We start from the raw sequence: 16,450 nt of genomic DNA on the forward strand, positions 1-16,450 counted from the left end.
AAGACCGTGGCAGTCGACGGACGACGCGTGAGGGATCGGCATGGCCTACCGCTACTGGTGCGGAGAGTGCACCGCGAGAACGCCGTGGCTCAGTCGCTCCCGAGCCCGGCAGCAGCAGATCGACCACTACGCCAGGAGGCATCCCGGAGTTCCGCCGGGCGGTCATGTGGAGGTCCATCGGGGGAGTCCACAAGGCGGCCTGGCCTGCCTGCCGCTCCTGGGAATCGTCATCGCGCTGCTGGTCGTCGCGGCCTCGTGCCGTCGATGACCGCTCCCGACCGCCACCGCCCGTCCGTATGCCACCCACCTGAGAGGAACACCCGTGCGTGAACGACGCATACCCGGCCCGCTCGCAGGAGTCCTCGCCTTACTCCTGGCCCTGACCGGCCTCACGGCCTCCGCGACCGCCGCCACCGCATCCGGGACCGGAGCGGCGAAGCGCGTGTTCAACGGTATGCAGATCCTCTTCCAGCCGCAGACGCCCGACGCCTTCTGCACGATCGGGGCGGTCGGCACCGACAAGTACGCGCGGAAGATCGCGATTTCCGCGGGGCACTGCCTGAACGACAAGAACTACGCCGACCGGGACATCCCCGAGAACGTCCAGCCCATCTACGACCGGAACGACGTCGGGTACGGCCCGATCGGCCATCTGCGGTTCTTCAAGGACCCCGAGGGCTCGATGGTGGGGCACGCCACCAAGGACTACATGATCATCGAGCTGGCGCCCGAGGTGGTCCTCTCCTCGCAGGGCCCGCACCTGAGGCAGACCGGTGAGCTGGAGGTCCCGGACGGCCGGCCCAGCCCCAACGCCCTCAGCCCGGCGCGGCCGGAGGAACGCCTCCTGGGGACCGCCCTGTTCAACACCAACGAGCTGGTGGTCTCCGGTCAGCTCGGCACCACCTACGGCCGCGTCACCAACGCCTCCCAGGGCGTCTACCAGTCGTGGGCCGCGCACCAGGGCGGCGACTCCGGGGGCCCCGCGATCTGGCACGTGCCCGGCACCCCCTACCCCTCCGCCCAGAACGGCTTCCAGGCGTCCGGCCCCTGGGCCGGGATCACCAAGGCCAGGGCCCTGGGCGTGCCCCCGTACGTCTACACCAGCTCCGCGAACATCCTCGCGGACCTGCGCGCCCGCGACACCGCCCGCCCCGGCGTCTACGGCGCCGGGTTCCAGGTCACCGACAACCCGTGAGCACCCACCGAGCCCGACCGGCCTCCCCGAAGGAGCACCCCCTCATGAACCCCCTGCTGTCCGGCGCACGTGCCCTCGCCGGGCTCCGCGCCAAGGCGGTGGCCGCGGCCGCCGCGACCGCCGCGATGACCATGCTCTGCGCGTTCGCCGCGCCCGCGGCGCAGGCCGACGCCCCCGGCATCCCGGACTTCACCGACGGCCACGGCCTGACCAGGGTCGCGGACGCCACCGAGGTGCGCTCCGCCACCGACTTCACGATCACCGTGACCACCAAGGAGGTCTCCGGCCGCCACAAGATCCGCGTCTTCCTCCCGGAGGACTACGCGTCCGAGCCCGCCAAGCGGTGGCCCGTGACGTACTTCCTGCACGGCGGGGGCGGCAACGTGGACGACTCCGCGGCGGCTCCCGCGCTGCGCTCCGACGCGATGATCACCGTCGTGCCGGACGGCGGCCTCAAGGGCTGGTACGCCGACTGGGTCATGCAGAACACCTCCGCGGGCGCGGCCAACTGGCAGACCTTCCACCTCACCCAGGTGATCCCCTTCATCGACGCCAACCTCCGCACCCTCCCCGCCAAGAAGCACCGCGCGGTCGTCGGCCTCTCGATGGGCGGTTACGGCGCCCTGCGCTACGCCGAGGTCCGCCCCGACCTGTTCGGCCACGCCGCCTCGCTGTCCGGGGGCATCGACTTCGGGATGTCGGCGATCCGCGCGGCCGTCGTCGCCACGGAGCTGAACCTCACCGGCGCGTGGTGCGCGGCGAGCACCTCCAGCGCGCCCGGCTCCGAACGGTGCCCCGGCCACGGACCGTACGTCGACAGCGACGCGATCTTCGGCTCCCCGTACCCCGTCTTCAACGCGGACCGCGTCTGGAACGCGGTCAACCCCGCCTCCCCGACCAACCTCGCCCGGCTGCGCGGAACCGAGGTCGCCCTCTACACCGGCGACCAGGACATGATCGACAGCGTCACGGCCGTCGCCTCCCGCACGGTCAAGGCCCGCATGGACCAGCTCGGCCTGCCCGCCCGCCTCGTCGACTACGGCGACGGCTCCTCGCTGTCGCCCACGTGCGACGGCGGCCACAACTACGGCTGCTGGGGCCCCGCCCTCGCCGACTACATCCCCCGCCTGGAGACCGCCTTCGCCTCGGCGAACACCCCCGCGTAACCGGGCCCCCGCCCCGCCGCCTCTCCGGGGAGGCGGCGGGGCGTTCCCGTGCCCCGGCACCCGCTACGACGACGCGTTCCTCCGGCCCGGCCACCACCGCGTCCCGCGACAGACCACCCAGAGATTGACCACCCCCAGCACCACTCCCAGGGCCGGCCACCCCACGGACCCGCCGTCGCGGTGGTCCCGGACGCCGATCCAGAGCAGGAGGACGGCCAGGGGGAGCCCGGCCCGGTCGACGGCTCTGCTCAACTTGTCCGGCATCGAGGGCAAGTTCACCCACCGATGATCATCCGACGCCCACCGCCCCCGCAAGGACCGGCCATCCCGATCGGGTCACGCCGCCGCTTGTCCTGATCACCCCTGTCGCGGACGGCGCTCACCTCGCTACCCTGCGTGCCCATGGGGAAAGCAATGCGTGCGTACTGGGGATACATGGCCGTCGCGGCTCTCATCGTCGCGTGGAGCCAGCAGTGGTCACTTCCGATCCTCGTCGCCCTGTCGGTCGCGGTCTCGGCGTACGCCTCGTTCCAGGTGCCGGTGTGGTGCGGCGCGGTCAACCGGGACGGCCGTACGTACTGCCGCAACAACGCCTACGGGGTCCTGATGGGCTGCCGCAACCGCCAACACCGGTGGCAGAAGCTGAAGCTGATCGTCCTGCGCAGCAAGATGGGCGACGTGAGCCGTGCCGTCTTCCCCACGGCGAAGGAGAAGTTTAACGCCGTCCTGGCCGTGGGCGGCCTGCTCTCGGCGGCCGGCGCCGTGATCGTCCCCGCCCTGACGGGCACGTGACGACCCGCCCCGACCTGTACCGAGCCGCCCAGGTGCACGATGACCGCCCCGGCGGGTCCGCGCCGAGGCGAGCGAGGCCGGGGCTCGTACCGCGATCGGCAGGCTGCACGACGCGACGGGCGGTACCGGCTGACAGGGTCGCTGTACTTCACTGCCGTACGGGCAACGCCAGAGGCCCCCAGGATTTCTCCTGGGGGCCTCTGGCCTGCTGTGCACTCGGCAGGATTCGAACCTGCAACCTTCTGATCCGTAGTCAGATGCTCTATCCGTTAAGCTACGAGTGCTTGGCGTTCCGGGCTTTTTTGCCCCGGTCGGCGTTGCGAGAACAACATTACATGACCTGCGCCGGGACGCGAAATCCATTGGCCCCACCGTCACTGACCTGCGGAAACAGCCTCCCCAGCCGGATCTCGGCCACCCTCCCCGCCCCGGCCCCGCAGCCGTCCGCCCTCCAGCCGGGAACGCCCGAAGCCCCGTGCCAGGGGCACGGGGCTTCGGGGTGGTGCGGAGGCGGAGGGATTTGAACCCTCGATGGGCTTTAAGACCCAAACCGCATTAGCAGTGCGGCGCCATAGACCGGACTAGGCGACGCCTCCAGCGCACCTCGCGCGGACGCGAGTGGTGCGTGCAGATGATGACACAGTTGAGCGTCGTGCCACCAATCGCCGCCCAGGTTACTAGCCCTGCGGGGGCCGGGGCAAAGCCGTTGGGCGTGTGGCGCAACGTCCGGGCGGGGCGCGCGTTAGAGGGGTGGGGCCGCGGCCCCGCCAGTCAGCCGTCCGTCGCCCGTCGCCGTCGTGCCAGCGGTCGTCCGTGATCGCCGGGGCCGCCCGTGACGCAGAGATCCTGGAGCTCGCCCATGCTGCGCCGTCTCGCCCTCACCGCCGTCGTCTCGCTCGCGGCGCTCGCCACCGCCGCGCCGACCGCCATCGCCGCACCCGCCTCCGGCCCCGTGCCGCTGGCCCAGCCCACCTCCGGGCCGCTCGCCGCCGCCCGGCCGGCCCTCGGGCCGCGGCCCGCGCCGGTTCCGTCGCTGCCCGGCTTCCCGAGCGGCGGCGCGGGTCCGGCGGACGAGGCGCGGACCCGGCTCACCGTGACCGTGCGGGACACCGGGGTCGCCGGGGCCGACGGGACGTTCGAGCTGGAGTGCGCGCCCACCGGGGGCAGCCACCCGCGGGGGCAGGCCGCCTGCGACCGGCTGGCCGAGGCCGGAAGCACGCGGGCCGGGCGGCAGGAGCTGTTCCGCCCGACGCCCAAGGGGACCATGTGCACCATGATCTACGGCGGCGACGCCACCGCGCGCATCGTCGGCACCTGGGAGGGCCGGGCCGTGGACACCACCGCGAGCCGCCGCGACGGGTGCGAGATCGCGCGCTGGAACAGCCTGGTGCCGCTGCTCCCGGACGTGCAGTAGCCCGGTTCCCGGCACGTCGTACGGCGTGTGCCCCCACGCCGCCCCGGTGGGCGCCGCCGGTCCGCGCGCACCGGAGCCGACCCGCTTCCGGCGCACGTCACCGGGTGCGCCGACGCCCGCGTCGGAGGCCGGCGGCGTACACCGCGTGCACAGAACCTTGGTGAGAGCTCCTCCTCATCCGCCGACCCCGGAGCTTTCCCAGCCCGTAGACTCCTCCAGTGACAGCGTGCGGTCCGAGGAGCAAGATGGGGCCGGCTGTCGGCAAGGTGCGGTAACCAGGGAGGAAGCGTCGTCGTGAGCAGCAGGCCGTCCCGAGGCACTGCTCGCCTCGCAGCCATACTCGATGCCCTTCCTGACGGGCTGCTGCTCGTCAACTGCAACGGCACGGTCGTCAACGCCAACTCCATCGCCCTGGAGATGTTCGAGACGCCGGGCACCGCGCTCGTCGGTCGCGGACTGCTCGATCTGCTGCCGGAGTTCGACTCCAAGCTGATTCCGGGTTCGATGCGCCGACCGGAGTCCGCGGACCCGCAGGGCCGGACCAAGCCGACGCGGATGATCGCGCGCCGCACCGACCGGCACGAGTATCCGGTCGAGGTCACCAGCGCGAGCCTGGACAGCGGGCAGGCCGCCTACAACGACATCCACTCCAGCTACACCGGCGACGAACTCCTCATGCTCGTCGTACGGGACCTCTCCGGAACCGTCGACATCGAAGCCGAGCTGGCCCGTTCGCAGCGGCAGACCGAGATGATCCTGCGCGCCGCCTCCGAGGGCGTCGTGGGCACGGACACGGACGGGCGCGTCGTCCTGGTCAACCCCGCGGCCGCGCAGATCCTCGGTTTCCGGGCCAGCGACCTCGGCGGCCAGGAGCTGCACCCCCTGATCCTGCACTCGCGGGCGGAGGGCGACCCGTTCCCGTACGAGGAGTCGCCGCTCGCCGACACCCTCCGGTCCGGGCGCAAGCACCGGGTGCGCGGGCAGGTGCTCTGGTCCAAGAGCGGCGCACGGGTGCCGGTGGATCTGACGACCGCACCGGTACGGGACGGGGAGCAGCTCGTCGGCGCGGTGATGACGTTCACCGACCGCAGGCCGTACGAGGAGCTGTCCGCCCAGCACGAGGGCGCCGTCGCCGAGCTGACCGAGAGCCACACCGCTGAGGTCGAGGCGTTGCGCGAGGCGCACGCCGCCGAGCTGGCCGCGCTCAAGGAGGCCCACACGGCCGAGCTGGCCGACCGGACCGAGCGGTACGCCGCCGAGCTGGAGGAGCAGGCCGAGCGCCTCGCCGCCCTGACCGCCCAGCACTCCCAGCTCACGGCCGTCCTCGGCGGCTCGCTGCGCGGGCCCCTGGAGGAGCTGCGCGGCGAGCTGTCCACACTGGCCGCCGACCCGGCCGGGCAGTTGTGGCCCGAGGCCAACCAGATCCTCCACCACCTCGCCGCCGGGTACGCGCGGATGACCACGCTCATCGACAACGTGCTCGGCTACCAGCGCCTCGACACGGGCGCGGAGGGCCTGGTCAAGGCCCCCGCCATGCTCGACGCGATCGTGGCGGCCGGCGTCGACGGGGCGGTCGAGCTGATCGGGCCGGGGCGCGCCCAGTTCGCCGTGCACGCTCCGTCGATCGAGGCCGAGGTGGACGCGCGGCAGCTCGCGACGGCCCTGGCCCATCTGGTCGCGGACGTGGCCGGGGTCGACTCGACGGGGAAGACCCGCCCCGTCCCCGGCGGCGGATACGTCGACTCCACCGTGGTCGTGGCGGCGGCCCAGCGCGGAGACGTCGTACGGATCGAGGTGCGCGGCCCGTTCGCGGGGGGCGACCCGGTCCACGAACCGATCGTGCGCGGCATCGTCCAGGCGCACGGCGGGGTGCTCCAGACGCACGAGATGCCGGGGATGAGCGGCAGCGCGTACGTGCTCGACGTGCCGATCGGCTCCGGTTCGGGCACCATCGCGGCCCCGAACACGCCGGGACACGTGCCGCACGCACCCGTTCCGGGGCACGCGGCGGAACGCGGTTCGACGGACGAGCAGGCGTCGGGGGCGGGAGACGCCTCCGCGCCGGGCGGCGCGCTTCCGCCGGCAGGCGGCGGCGCGGACTCGCCCCCGGGGGACCTCGGGGCGCCGGGCGTCACCAGTGGCGGGCGGCGGCGGGCGCGCAGGCCGTCCACCGACGCGTTCCTGGGCAGGCCCGTCCCCGCGCCGGAGGGTGCGGGCGACGGCGGGGCCGTGCCCCCGTCCCCCGACGACCGCCCGGACGCCGAGCCGACCGGTCGGCGCAGGGCGCGCCGCGGTCCGGCCGCGCCGGAGGAGGAGCAGGGCGCGGAGTCGTTCCCGGCCCAGCAGAGCGAGGGCTCCGGGCGCCGGCGCGGCCGCCCGAGCCCGGCCGAGGTCGAGCCGGGCGCGGCAGGCCGCCCCGGAGCGGCGTCGCCGGAGCACCCGCCCCAGCGGCAGGCTCTGGCCCTGACGTCCGGAGTGCCCTCGGAGGGGTCCGTGGTCACCGCCGCCGAGGGCGCCCAAGGGGTCGGCGCTCGCCCGCAGCTCGGGCAGACCGTGCCGCCGCAGGGTGTTCCGGTGGACCCGCAGCAGCCGGTGCCGCCCACCGGGCGGCGGGCCCGGCACGACGGCGACGACCGACCGGCGCTGCCCGCCCTCGCGTCCGGCAGCGCAGCCGGTACGGCTCCGGAGCAGCCCCCGCAGGCCGGGGGGCGGCGGGCCCGGCGCGCGCTGTCCCTCGCCCAGGAGCGCACCGCCGCCGAGACCGGGCCGCGGACCGCCTTCGCGCTCCCTCCGGCCGACGCGGACCGGGCTCCGACGCCGGGGCCCGCGGCCGCTCCCGGCGGGGCGGGCCCCTCGCACCACGGGCGCAGCACCCCGGACGCCGTGCACACGCCGCCGCAGGCGCACCCCGTCGCCCCGGCGCAGCCCGGTTGGCCGGCGCCCGAGGGGTCCGGGCAGCCTTACCCGGCCGCCCCGGTCGCGCACGACGGTGGCGTACCGCAGGGTCCGGTCCAGGCTGGACGCCGGACGGCGGCACCGACACCGGTTCCGGAGGACGCCTCGTGGGGCGGTGACGGGCCGGGCGGCCGGCCCGCGGCCGCCGAGCGTCCCGCCGGCTCGCATCTCGGGCAGCCCGCGCCCGCCGCCGGGCCGACCGCCCGTGCCACCGGTGCGGCATCCGCCGCCGAGCAGGGGGCGCTCCCGGCCGACGACGACGCGGCCGGGCCGGCTCCGGGCGCGCGACGGCAGCCGCTGCCCGTCGAGGAGCCGCCGCCGGGCGGCAACCCGGACTCGACGCAGGGGCGTGCGTTCAGCGTGCGGACGCTGGGCCAGGGCGTGCCGTTCGCCCCCCACCTCACCCCGCCCCAGCAGGGGCGCCCGGCCCCGCAGGCCCCACCGGCCCAACCGGTGCCGCAGGGCCGCCGTCGTAAGCTCGCCGCCCCGCCGGAAGCCGCATCGCAGCAGGACCGCGCCGGACGGACGAGCCCCCCTCCCGGCCCCCCGCAGCACCGGACCCCCGGCCCGAACCAGGGCCTCCAGCAGCACCGGCCTCCGGAGCAGAGCCACGGTGCGCAGCAGCACCGGCTTCCGGGTCAGAACCAGGGTCCCCAGCAGCGCCAGGCGACGAAGCAGGACCAGGCTCAGGGCCCTGTCCAGGCGCCGGGCGAGCCGGGGGAGGCCCGGCCCGGCCGCCCCGTACCGCCCGCCCCCGCGAGCGGGCCCGATTACGGCGACGGGCAGTTGCTCGCGCCGCCCGTGGCGGAGGGGCGCGCGTACGCCATAGGGGCGCCCGACGAGGGCGCCGAAGGTCCCGAGCCGCTGGACGGGCCCGGAGGGGCGGTCGAGGTCGCGAACCGGCCCCATCCCTACCCGGTCGACGACGAGCTGCCGCCCGAGCCGCTGGACAACCCGCGCCGGCTGCTCGTCTGGCCCGCGCCCGACGTGCCGACCCAGCAGGCGCTCAGTGACCGGGGCTACCGGCCGGTGATCGTGCACTCCCGCGAGGAGGTGGACGCCCAGATCGCCGCGTTCCCCGCCGCGCTCTTCGTCGACCCGCTGACCGGGCCCATCACCCGTACCGCGCTGCAGTCGCTGCGTCAGGCGGCCGTCGCCGCCGAGGTGCCGGTGCTCGTCACGGCGGGGCTGGGGCAGGCGACCAGGGAGGCGGCGTACGGGGCCGACCCGGCCGTCCTGCTCAAGGCGCTGGCCCCCCGCGACAGCGAGCAGCATCCGCCGCGCGTACTCCTGATCGAGGAGCACGAGGAGATCGCGGTGGCGCTGACCCACACCCTGGAGCGGCGCGGGATGCAGGTGGCGCGCGCCGCGACGGACAGCGAGGCCGTCGACCTGGCGGGCCGGATGCGGCCGAACCTGGTGGTGATGGACCTGATGCAGGTACGCCGCCGGCGCGCCGGGATCATCGACTGGTTGCGGGCCAACGGGCAGTTGAACCGCACCCCGCTCGTCGTCTACACCTCGGCCGGAATGGACCCATCGGACCTGTCGCGCCTCGGTTCGGGCGAGACCGTGCTCTTCCTGGCGGAGCGGTCGACCAGCGACGAGGTCCAGTCCCGGATCGTCGACCTGCTGGCGAAGATCGGCACCAACTGACCGCTCACGCGGCATGGGGGGGGCGGTACGGGATTCCCGTACCGCCCCCGCCATGTTTCACGTGAAACCCTTACCGTCCCGCCATGTTTCACGTGAAACATGGCGGGACGGGGAGGCGTTCAGAGCTGGGTGACGTCCAGCTCGCCGTCCGCGTACTGCTTCCGGATCACCTTCTTGTCGAACTTGCCGACGCTCGTCTTCGGCACCGCGGCGATCACCGACCAGCGCTCCGGCAACTGCCACCGCGCGATGCCCGACGCGGCGAGGAACGTCCTCAGCGCCTCGTAGTCGGTCCCGGTCGCGCCCTCCTTGAGCACGACGGTCGCGAGCGGCCGTTCGCCCCACTTCTCGTCCGGTACGGCGACGACGGCCGCCTCCGCGACGTCCGGGTGAGCCATCAGCGCGTTCTCCAACTCCACGCTGGAGATCCACTCGCCGCCGGACTTGATCACGTCCTTGGCGCGGTCGGTGAGGGTGAGGAAGCCGTCGGGGCTGATCACCCCGACGTCGCCGGTCTTCAGCCAGCCGTCCTCGCTGAACTTGTCCTCGGGGCGCAGCACCTCGCCGTCGGCCCCGCCGAAGTAGGAGGCGGTGATCCACGGACCGCGTACCTCCAGCTCACCGGCGGACACGCCGTCCCACGGCAGGCGCTCGCCGTCGGGGCCGACCAACCGGGGTTCCACCGACGCCGGGAAGCGGCCCTGCGTGATCCGGTAGGGCCACGCCTCCTCCTCGCTCAGTCCGGCGGGCGGGTGGGCCACGGTGCCCAGCGGCGAGGTCTCCGTCATGCCCCAGGCGTGGCAGAGCCGGACGCCGAGCTTGTCGTACGCCTCCATCAGCGAGGGCGGGCACGCCGCGCCGCCGATGGTCACCTGCACCATGGAGGTGAGGTCGCGCGGGTTGGCGGTGACCTCGGCGAGCAGGCCCTGCCAGATGGTGGGGACCGCGGCCGCGTGCGTCGGGCGTTCGCGCTCGATCATGTCGGCGAGCGGTGCGGGCTGGAGGAACCGGTCCGGCATCAGGATGCTGACGCCGGTCATGAACGCCGAGTGCGGCAGCCCCCACGCGTTCACGTGGAACTGCGGCACGACGATGAGGGTGGTGTCCTTGTCGGTCAGGCCCATCGACTCCGGCAAACCGACCTGCATCGAGTGCAGGTAGAGGGAGCGGTGGGAGTAGACGACGCCCTTGGGGTCGCCGGTGGTGCCGGAGGTGTAGCACATGACCGCGGCCTGGCGCTCGTCCAGCTCGGGCCAGTCGAACGTGGTGGGGCGGTCCGCGATCAGCTCCTCGTACTCGTGCACGCGCGGCGTGACGCCGACCAGCGCGGAGCGGTCGCCCGGCCCCGAGACGACGACGTGCTCGACGCACGGCAGGTGGGGCAGCAGCGGGACGAGGAGGGGCAGCAGCGTCCCGTCGACGATCACCACCTTGTCGTCGGCGTGGTTGACGATCCATGCCAGTTGCTCCGGAGGCAGCCGGAGGTTGAGGGTGTGGAGCACCGCGCCCATGGAAGGAACGGCGAGGTATGCCTCCAGGTGAACCGAGTTGTTCCACATGAGAGTCGCGACGCGCTGGTCGCCGTCGACGCCCAGCTCGCGGAGCGCGTGGGCCAGTCGCGCCGCGCGTGCCCCGATCTCGGCGAAGGAGACCCGATGCGGCTCGGGCTCGCCGGTCCAGGTCGTGACCTGCGACTTCCCGTGGATGGTCATCCCGTGGTGCAGGATGCGGGTGATAGTCAGCGGTACGTCCTGCATGGTGCTGAGCACGGCGTCCTCCCGTTGGGCGCTACGCGGCAGTAAGGTTCCGCTGATTCTGCGCACATACCATCTGGTATGTCACTACTCATGGGCGAACATTCCTGGTCCACTCCCGCGCGGAACGGCCGCAGCGGCGCCGGAGCCGGACCGTTGAGTCGCCCTTCGACCGCCGCGGGGGCTTCGGGCGACGGCGACCGGGGCGGGGTGGGCGCGCTCAGCGGACCGGCGTGAGCTCCGGGTCCTCGCGGAGCTTGCCGAGGGCGCGGGAGACGGCGCTCTTGACCGTACCGATGGACACTCCGAGCACCTCCGCCGTCTGCGCCTCGCTGAGGTCCTCGTAGTAACGCAGCACGACCATCTGGCGCTGGCGGTCCGGCAGTCTGAGCACCGCGCGCCACATCGCGTCGTGCAGCGACTGCCGCTCGGCCGGGTCCGGCGCCGCCATGGCCTCCCGCTCGGGCAGCTCCTCGCAGGCGAACTCGTCGACCTTGCGCTTGCGCCACTGCGAGGTGCGGGTGTTCACCAGGGCGCGGCGCACATAGCCGTCCAGCGCCCGGTGGTCCTCGATCCGCTCCCACGCGACGTACGTCTTGGCGAGCGCCGTCTGCAGCAGATCCTCCGCGTCGCACGGGTTCGCGGTGAGGGACCGCGCGGTGCGCAGCAGGACCGGCCCCCGCGCCCGTACGTACGAGGAGAAGGACGCGTAGGGCGCGTGGGGGTGGCCGGTGGCTGCGGCAGGGGCCACCCCCACCGAGGCGTCCGTGCGGACTGGCGTGGTCATGCCTCCACGCTAGGAGTGGCCGTCGCCGCGGGGATCGGCCCCAGGTCCCGAAGCTCCGTCCGCCTCAGGTTGTAGGGGCGGCACGCCGTCCACCTCCTGGAGGGGGAGGGACGGCGCGCAGGCCGTCAGGGTCCGCCGCGGGGCCCGGAACCGAAGACCGGCCGCCGACCAGCCACCGACCGCCGGAGCCGGCCGAGGCAGCGGCGGCGGCTCGCGCGAGGGCACGCACCCCTCACCCGCGCCCCCCTTCGCACGAGCCACGCCATCACACACCCCCTCGTGCGGGCCGCTCCTTCACACGAGCCGCACCGCCACGCACCCCGTCGCACGAGCCGCCCCTTCACACGAGCCGCACCGCCACGCACCCCGTCGCACGAGCCGCCCCTTCACACGAGCCGCACCGCCACGCACCCCGTCGCACGAGCCACCCCTTCACACGAGCCGCCTCGTCGCGCACTCCCTCACCCAAGCCGTGCCGCACGCCACCGCGGATCCACCCTGCTCGGACGGGGACCCCCCTTCCCATACTCGAACGCGTGTACGAAAATGGTTCCATGGCCATCACCGACCGGCAGACCCCCACCCTGGCCCTCGCCCACGCGCTCGCCGCCGCCGAGCGGGGGCTCCCCGTCTTCCCCCTCTCCGCGACCAAGCTCCCCGCGCTGCGCTCCCCCCACCGGGGCGAGCAGCCGGCGACACTGTGCCGGGGCGCGTGCGGGCTGCCGGGGCACGGGGTGTACGACGCCACCACCGACCCGGCGGCGGTCCGCGCCCTCTTCGCCGCCGCGCCCCGAGCCACCGGTTACGGCATCGCCTGCGGACGCGCCCCGCACCGCCTCATCGGCATCGACCTGGACGTCGACACCGCCAACGGCGACGACTCCGCCGGCGCACTCCGGCAGTTGGCCCTCCAGCACCTGTTCACCATCCCGCCGACGGTCACCGTGCTCACCCCCAGCGGCGGCCGGCACCTCTGGCTGACCGGCCCCGCCGACGTGACGGTCCCCAACTCCGCCGGCCGCCTCGCCCCCGGCATCGACATCCGGGGCGCCGGCGGCTACCTGGTCGGCCCCGGCTCGGTCACCGCCCACGGCCGGTACCGCCTGGCCCCCCGCACCGCCCGCCTCGCCCCGGCCCCCTGCCCCCGGTCCCTCCTCCGCCTCCTGACGCCCCCGCCCGCCCGCACCGGGCCCGCCGCCGGAATCCGCGGATCCGGCGGGGCCCACGGGGCCGCCGGGCCCGCCGACCCCGGCCGCCGGGGCGAGGGCCTGGTGCACTTCGTCATGGCCGCCCACGAGGGCCAGCGCAACACCCGCCTGTTCTGGGCCGCCTGCCGGGCCTACGAACACGGCTTCGGCGACGCCCTCGCGGACGCCCTCACCGCCGCCGCCGTACGCACCGGACTCCCGGAGCACGAGGCCCGCGCCGCGATCGCCTCGGCCGCCCGGCTGACGTCGGGACGGGGCGGCGTGGCGGGGCGCCCGTACCGGCCGGGCGCGGCCTGACCGCTCGCACCCGACCGGGCGGCCGCGCCCGCGCGCCCCTCTCCCGCCGCCCCGGCCCCGTTGCCGGTTTCCGGCAGGAAGCGGGCCGGGAATGTGCGGGGAACGCCCCTGCCCCTTGTCCTCCCCCCGCTACAGAATGCTGGGGTGACCCCGACGCAGAGCAGTGAGCCCGAAACCAGAAGCCGTTCGATGACGCGCGCCGCGGCAGCGCTCGGCACGGTGTTCGTGCTGGCCTCCGCTTGGCTGCTCCTGATCCCCGTGGTCGGCGCCCGCGACGCGGAGCGCGCCTTCACCACGGCGACCGCGTGCCCGGCCTCCGGCGACCGGGACGACGACTGCCTGCGTACGGTCGCGGCGACGATCGACCGCACCGAGAAGGAGACGACGCGCAAGACGTCCTCGTACTGGCTGTACGTCACCGAGGCCGACGGGACGTCCAGCCGCACCCGGATCGACGGCAGCCCGAAGCACGACCCGGTCGCCCGGCCCGGAGCGGACGTCCGGGTCACGTACTGGCGGGGCCAGATCCGGTACGTCGACTTCCCCACGGCACGCCGCTCCACCAACGCGGACCCGCGCGGCGGCTACCGGACCCCCCTCGCCGCCGGCCTCGGCCTCGGCCTCTACGGGACGGCCTTCCTGATGGGCGCGTACGCCATGTCCCGGACCGGGCGCCGCTCGACCAGGGCCCACCCCTGGCAGGTCGGCCTCACGCTCAGCGGCGGGGCCGCCCTCGCCCTGCTCGGCGCGGCCGCGCCCTGGCCGACCGACGACATCGGCGGGGCCCTGCGCCTCACCGGCCTGGGCGCACTGGTGGTCCTGGCGGGCTGCGCGGCCGCCGTACCCTTCCTGCGGCGACGCGACCGGGGCGGGGACGCGATCACCGTGCGCCCGTCCGCGCCCGCCGAGGAGACGTGCTTCCCCGGCGTGGTCCTGGGAAACGTCCCGTACGCCGGCGACGCGGGCTTCCTGGTCGCCGGCCCCGGCCTCCTGGCGACGACCCCCGACCCCACGGGGGCCTTCCACCGCAAGGAGACCCCCCGCACCCTGACCCCCCTGCGCGTCCGCCGCCCCCGCACCACGGACCCTGCGGGCCGTCCCGACTACGACGGCCGGGCCCTGGTCCTGGAGTGCGAGGACGGAGGCGTACCGGTCCTCGTCGTCACGAGGAAGAAGGACATGCCCACCGCCCTGGGCGCACTCCAACCGTCCCCGACGCCATGACACCTGCGCACGCGGAGCGGAGCTGGACGGCGACGCCCTCGGGGCGCCCCGGCCCCGCCTCCCTGGACGGCGTCGACCTGAGCCCCCGTCGTCGAGCCACCCCCCGCTCCCCGACCGGCGACGTCACCCGGCAGCCCGCCCACCCGCTCCCGCCGACCACCCGGCAGCCCGCGAACGACGCGACCCGCGCGGCAGCGCAACGCGAACGGCCCCCGACCGATGCACCTGGTCGGGGGCCGTTCATCTGCGGTGGGTGTGGGATTTGAACCCACGGTGACATCGCTGCCACGACGGTTTTCAAGACCGTTCCCTTAGGCCGCTCGGGCAACCCACCCCGCGTCGGCCGCACCGCGCCCGTGCAGGGCGACGGGTCCGTCAGGCCCGTGTGGGGCCGGTTCGACGCGTGGGACAGCCTAGCCGGTCAGCTGTCGCCCTGGCGCTGGCCCAGGGTGACTTCGGCCGTGGCCGTCTTGCCGTCGCGCTGGTAGGTCAGGGTCACCTTCTCGCCGGGCTTGCGGGTCCAGATCTCGCCGATGAGGGTGGGGCCGCTGTCGATCACCGTGTCGTTGAACTTCGTGATCACATCGCCCGCCTTGAGGCCCGCCTTCGCCGCCGGGCCGCCCGGAGTGACGGCGGCGGTGCCGTCCGCGCCCTCGGTGGGGATCGTCGCGCCGCCCGTCTTCTCCTCCATCGTGACCGTCGCGCCGATCACCGGGTAGACCGGCTGACCGGTCTTGATCAACTGCTCGGCGACGTTCTTCGCCTGGTTGATCGGGATCGCGAAGCCGAGGCCGATGGAGCCGGCCTGGGACTGGCCGAGGCCGCCGCCGGTGGACTGGATCGCGGAGTTGATGCCGATGACCGCGCCGGTCGCGTCCAGCAGCGGGCCGCCGGAGTTGCCCGGATTGATCGAGGCGTCGGTCTGCAGGGCGCTCATGTACGAGTTCTTGTTGCTGGAGCCGTCCCCGGAGGCGACCGGGCGGTTCTTCGCGCTGATGATGCCCGTGGTGACCGTGTTGGAGAGGCCGAAGGGCGCGCCGATCGCGATCGTCGAGTCGCCGACCGCGACGCCCTCCGAGTTGCCCAGCGGCAGGGGGGCGAGGCCCGCGGGCGGGTTCTTCAGCTTGAGCACGGCGACGTCGTAGCCCTGGGCCCGGCCGACGACCTCGGCGGCGTACTTCTTGCCGTCGGAGAAGGTCGCCGACAGTTCGCCCGACTCCGCCGCGGAGGCCACGACGTGGTTGTTGGTGAGGATGTGGCCTTCCTTGTCGTAGACGAAGCCGGTGCCCGTGCCGCCCTCGCCGCCACCGCCCTGCGCGTCGATGGTGACCACGCTGGGGAGCGCCTTCGCCGCGACCCCGGCCACCGTGCCGGCGGGGCGCTTCAGGTCCCTCGGGCTGTCCGACGCGGAGATGGTCGTCGAGCCGCCGGAGGACCGGTCGTCACTGCGGTCGGCCGCCACGAAGCCGAGCGCGCCGCCGACGCCGCCCGCGACGAGCGCCGCCACGGCCACCGCCGCCACCAGCCCGCCGCTCCGGCGCTTGCCGCGCGCCGGCTCGCCGCCGCCGGGCGGGACCGGAGCGCCCCACACCGGACCGTGGCCGCTTCCCCCGGCGTACGACGGGACCGCGGGCGGCGGCCAGGCCGCGGCGCCCGCGGGGGGCTCGGACGGCGCGCCGTACGGGGAGTGCTGCGGGGGCCGCGGCGCGGAGGGGGCGGCCGGGCCGCCCTGGTGCGTGGGGTTGTGGCGCGGCGCCTCGGCGTGCGCCGACGCGCCGGGGGTGTGCGGGGCCGGTGTGTGCGTGGTGTCCTGGGCCGGCGCCACCGGTGACGGAGGGGCGGCGCCCTCGGGGGCCGGCGCGGGAGCGGCGGGCGGCACGGGAGGTGCGGACGGAACGGACGGCACGGCCGGTACCGCGTTGCCCTCGTTGCCCTCGTTCTCGGTGCTCACAGCTCTTTACTCCTCGGTTCCACTCGGCATCCAGTCGGCATTCGGCAGGAA

The 16,450-nt window shown here is 74.4% G+C and carries 11 protein-coding genes and 3 tRNA genes; 7 read left to right on the top strand and 7 right to left on the bottom strand.

The genetic code is table 11. The features are described from left to right. Positions 1-322: 322 nt before the first annotated feature. The gene (locus ACZ6EJ_RS03125) at positions 323-1,195 is read left to right on the top strand and encodes a hypothetical protein (protein ID WP_469264128.1); all 873 of its coding nucleotides are present in this window, start codon (positions 323-325) and stop codon (positions 1,193-1,195) included. 44 nt (positions 1,196-1,239) lie between these two features. Next, complete coding sequence (locus ACZ6EJ_RS03130) at positions 1,240-2,361, top strand: alpha/beta hydrolase (RefSeq protein ID WP_469264130.1); 1,122 nt, start codon at positions 1,240-1,242, stop codon at positions 2,359-2,361. 63 nt (positions 2,362-2,424) lie between these two features. On the opposite strand, the gene ACZ6EJ_RS03135 is transcribed toward ACZ6EJ_RS03130, so the two are convergent. Next, positions 2,425-2,640 carry a hypothetical protein gene (locus tag ACZ6EJ_RS03135; RefSeq protein WP_469264131.1) on the bottom strand — a complete coding sequence of 72 codons (216 nt, stop codon included), beginning with the start codon at positions 2,638-2,640 and terminating at the stop codon, positions 2,425-2,427. A gap of 123 nt (positions 2,641-2,763) precedes the next feature. Between ACZ6EJ_RS03135 and ACZ6EJ_RS03140 the strand changes: the two genes are divergently transcribed. Then, positions 2,764-3,153, top strand: coding sequence for a hypothetical protein (locus ACZ6EJ_RS03140; RefSeq protein WP_469264133.1), 390 nt, complete (start codon positions 2,764-2,766; stop codon positions 3,151-3,153). Between the two features lie 211 nt (positions 3,154-3,364). Here ACZ6EJ_RS03140 and ACZ6EJ_RS03145 read toward each other — a convergent pair. Together ACZ6EJ_RS03145 and ACZ6EJ_RS03150 are read right to left on the bottom strand one after the other, a co-directional pair. Beyond that, positions 3,365-3,437 (bottom strand) — tRNA-Arg (locus ACZ6EJ_RS03145). Between the two features lie 221 nt (positions 3,438-3,658). After that, positions 3,659-3,749, bottom strand: a tRNA-Ser gene (locus tag ACZ6EJ_RS03150). 263 nt (positions 3,750-4,012) lie between these two features. On the opposite strand from ACZ6EJ_RS03150, the gene ACZ6EJ_RS03155 reads away from it, so the two are divergent. Both ACZ6EJ_RS03155 and ACZ6EJ_RS03160 read left to right on the top strand, forming a co-directional pair. Beyond that, positions 4,013-4,567, top strand: coding sequence for an SSI family serine proteinase inhibitor (locus ACZ6EJ_RS03155; protein WP_469264135.1), 555 nt, complete (start codon positions 4,013-4,015; stop codon positions 4,565-4,567). A 294-nt stretch (positions 4,568-4,861) separates the two neighbouring features. Beyond that, a complete protein-coding gene (locus tag ACZ6EJ_RS03160) occupies positions 4,862-9,178 on the top strand; it encodes a hybrid sensor histidine kinase/response regulator (protein WP_469264137.1) in 4,317 nt (1,438 codons plus the stop codon). A 119-nt stretch (positions 9,179-9,297) separates the two neighbouring features. On the opposite strand, the gene ACZ6EJ_RS03165 is transcribed toward ACZ6EJ_RS03160, so the two are convergent. Together ACZ6EJ_RS03165 and ACZ6EJ_RS03170 are read right to left on the bottom strand one after the other, a co-directional pair. After that, complete coding sequence (locus tag ACZ6EJ_RS03165) at positions 9,298-10,947, bottom strand: long-chain fatty acid--CoA ligase (RefSeq protein ID WP_469264139.1); 1,650 nt, start codon at positions 10,945-10,947, stop codon at positions 9,298-9,300. Between the two features lie 205 nt (positions 10,948-11,152). Continuing rightward, positions 11,153-11,719, bottom strand: coding sequence for a SigE family RNA polymerase sigma factor (locus ACZ6EJ_RS03170; RefSeq protein ID WP_469264140.1), 567 nt, complete (start codon positions 11,717-11,719; stop codon positions 11,153-11,155). Between the two features lie 554 nt (positions 11,720-12,273). Here ACZ6EJ_RS03170 and ACZ6EJ_RS03175 point away from each other — a divergent pair. Further along, positions 12,274-13,224 (top strand): bifunctional DNA primase/polymerase, encoded by a 951-nt coding sequence (locus ACZ6EJ_RS03175; RefSeq protein ID WP_469264141.1) that lies wholly within the window; start codon positions 12,274-12,276, stop codon positions 13,222-13,224. A 189-nt stretch (positions 13,225-13,413) separates the two neighbouring features. Next, on the top strand, positions 13,414-14,448 hold the full coding sequence (locus ACZ6EJ_RS03180) for a hypothetical protein (protein ID WP_469264143.1): 1,035 nt from the start codon (positions 13,414-13,416) through the stop codon (positions 14,446-14,448). Positions 14,449-14,695: 247 nt separating this feature from the next. Here the strand turns inward: ACZ6EJ_RS03180 and ACZ6EJ_RS03185 are convergent. Beyond that, a tRNA-Ser gene (locus tag ACZ6EJ_RS03185) sits at positions 14,696-14,782 on the bottom strand. Positions 14,783-14,869: 87 nt separating this feature from the next. Then, positions 14,870-16,399, bottom strand: coding sequence for a S1C family serine protease (locus tag ACZ6EJ_RS03190; RefSeq protein WP_469264145.1), 1,530 nt, complete (start codon positions 16,397-16,399; stop codon positions 14,870-14,872). Positions 16,400-16,450: the final 51 nt, after the last annotated feature.

It is taken from the genome of Streptomyces sp. NPDC041970 (assembly GCF_055588985.1).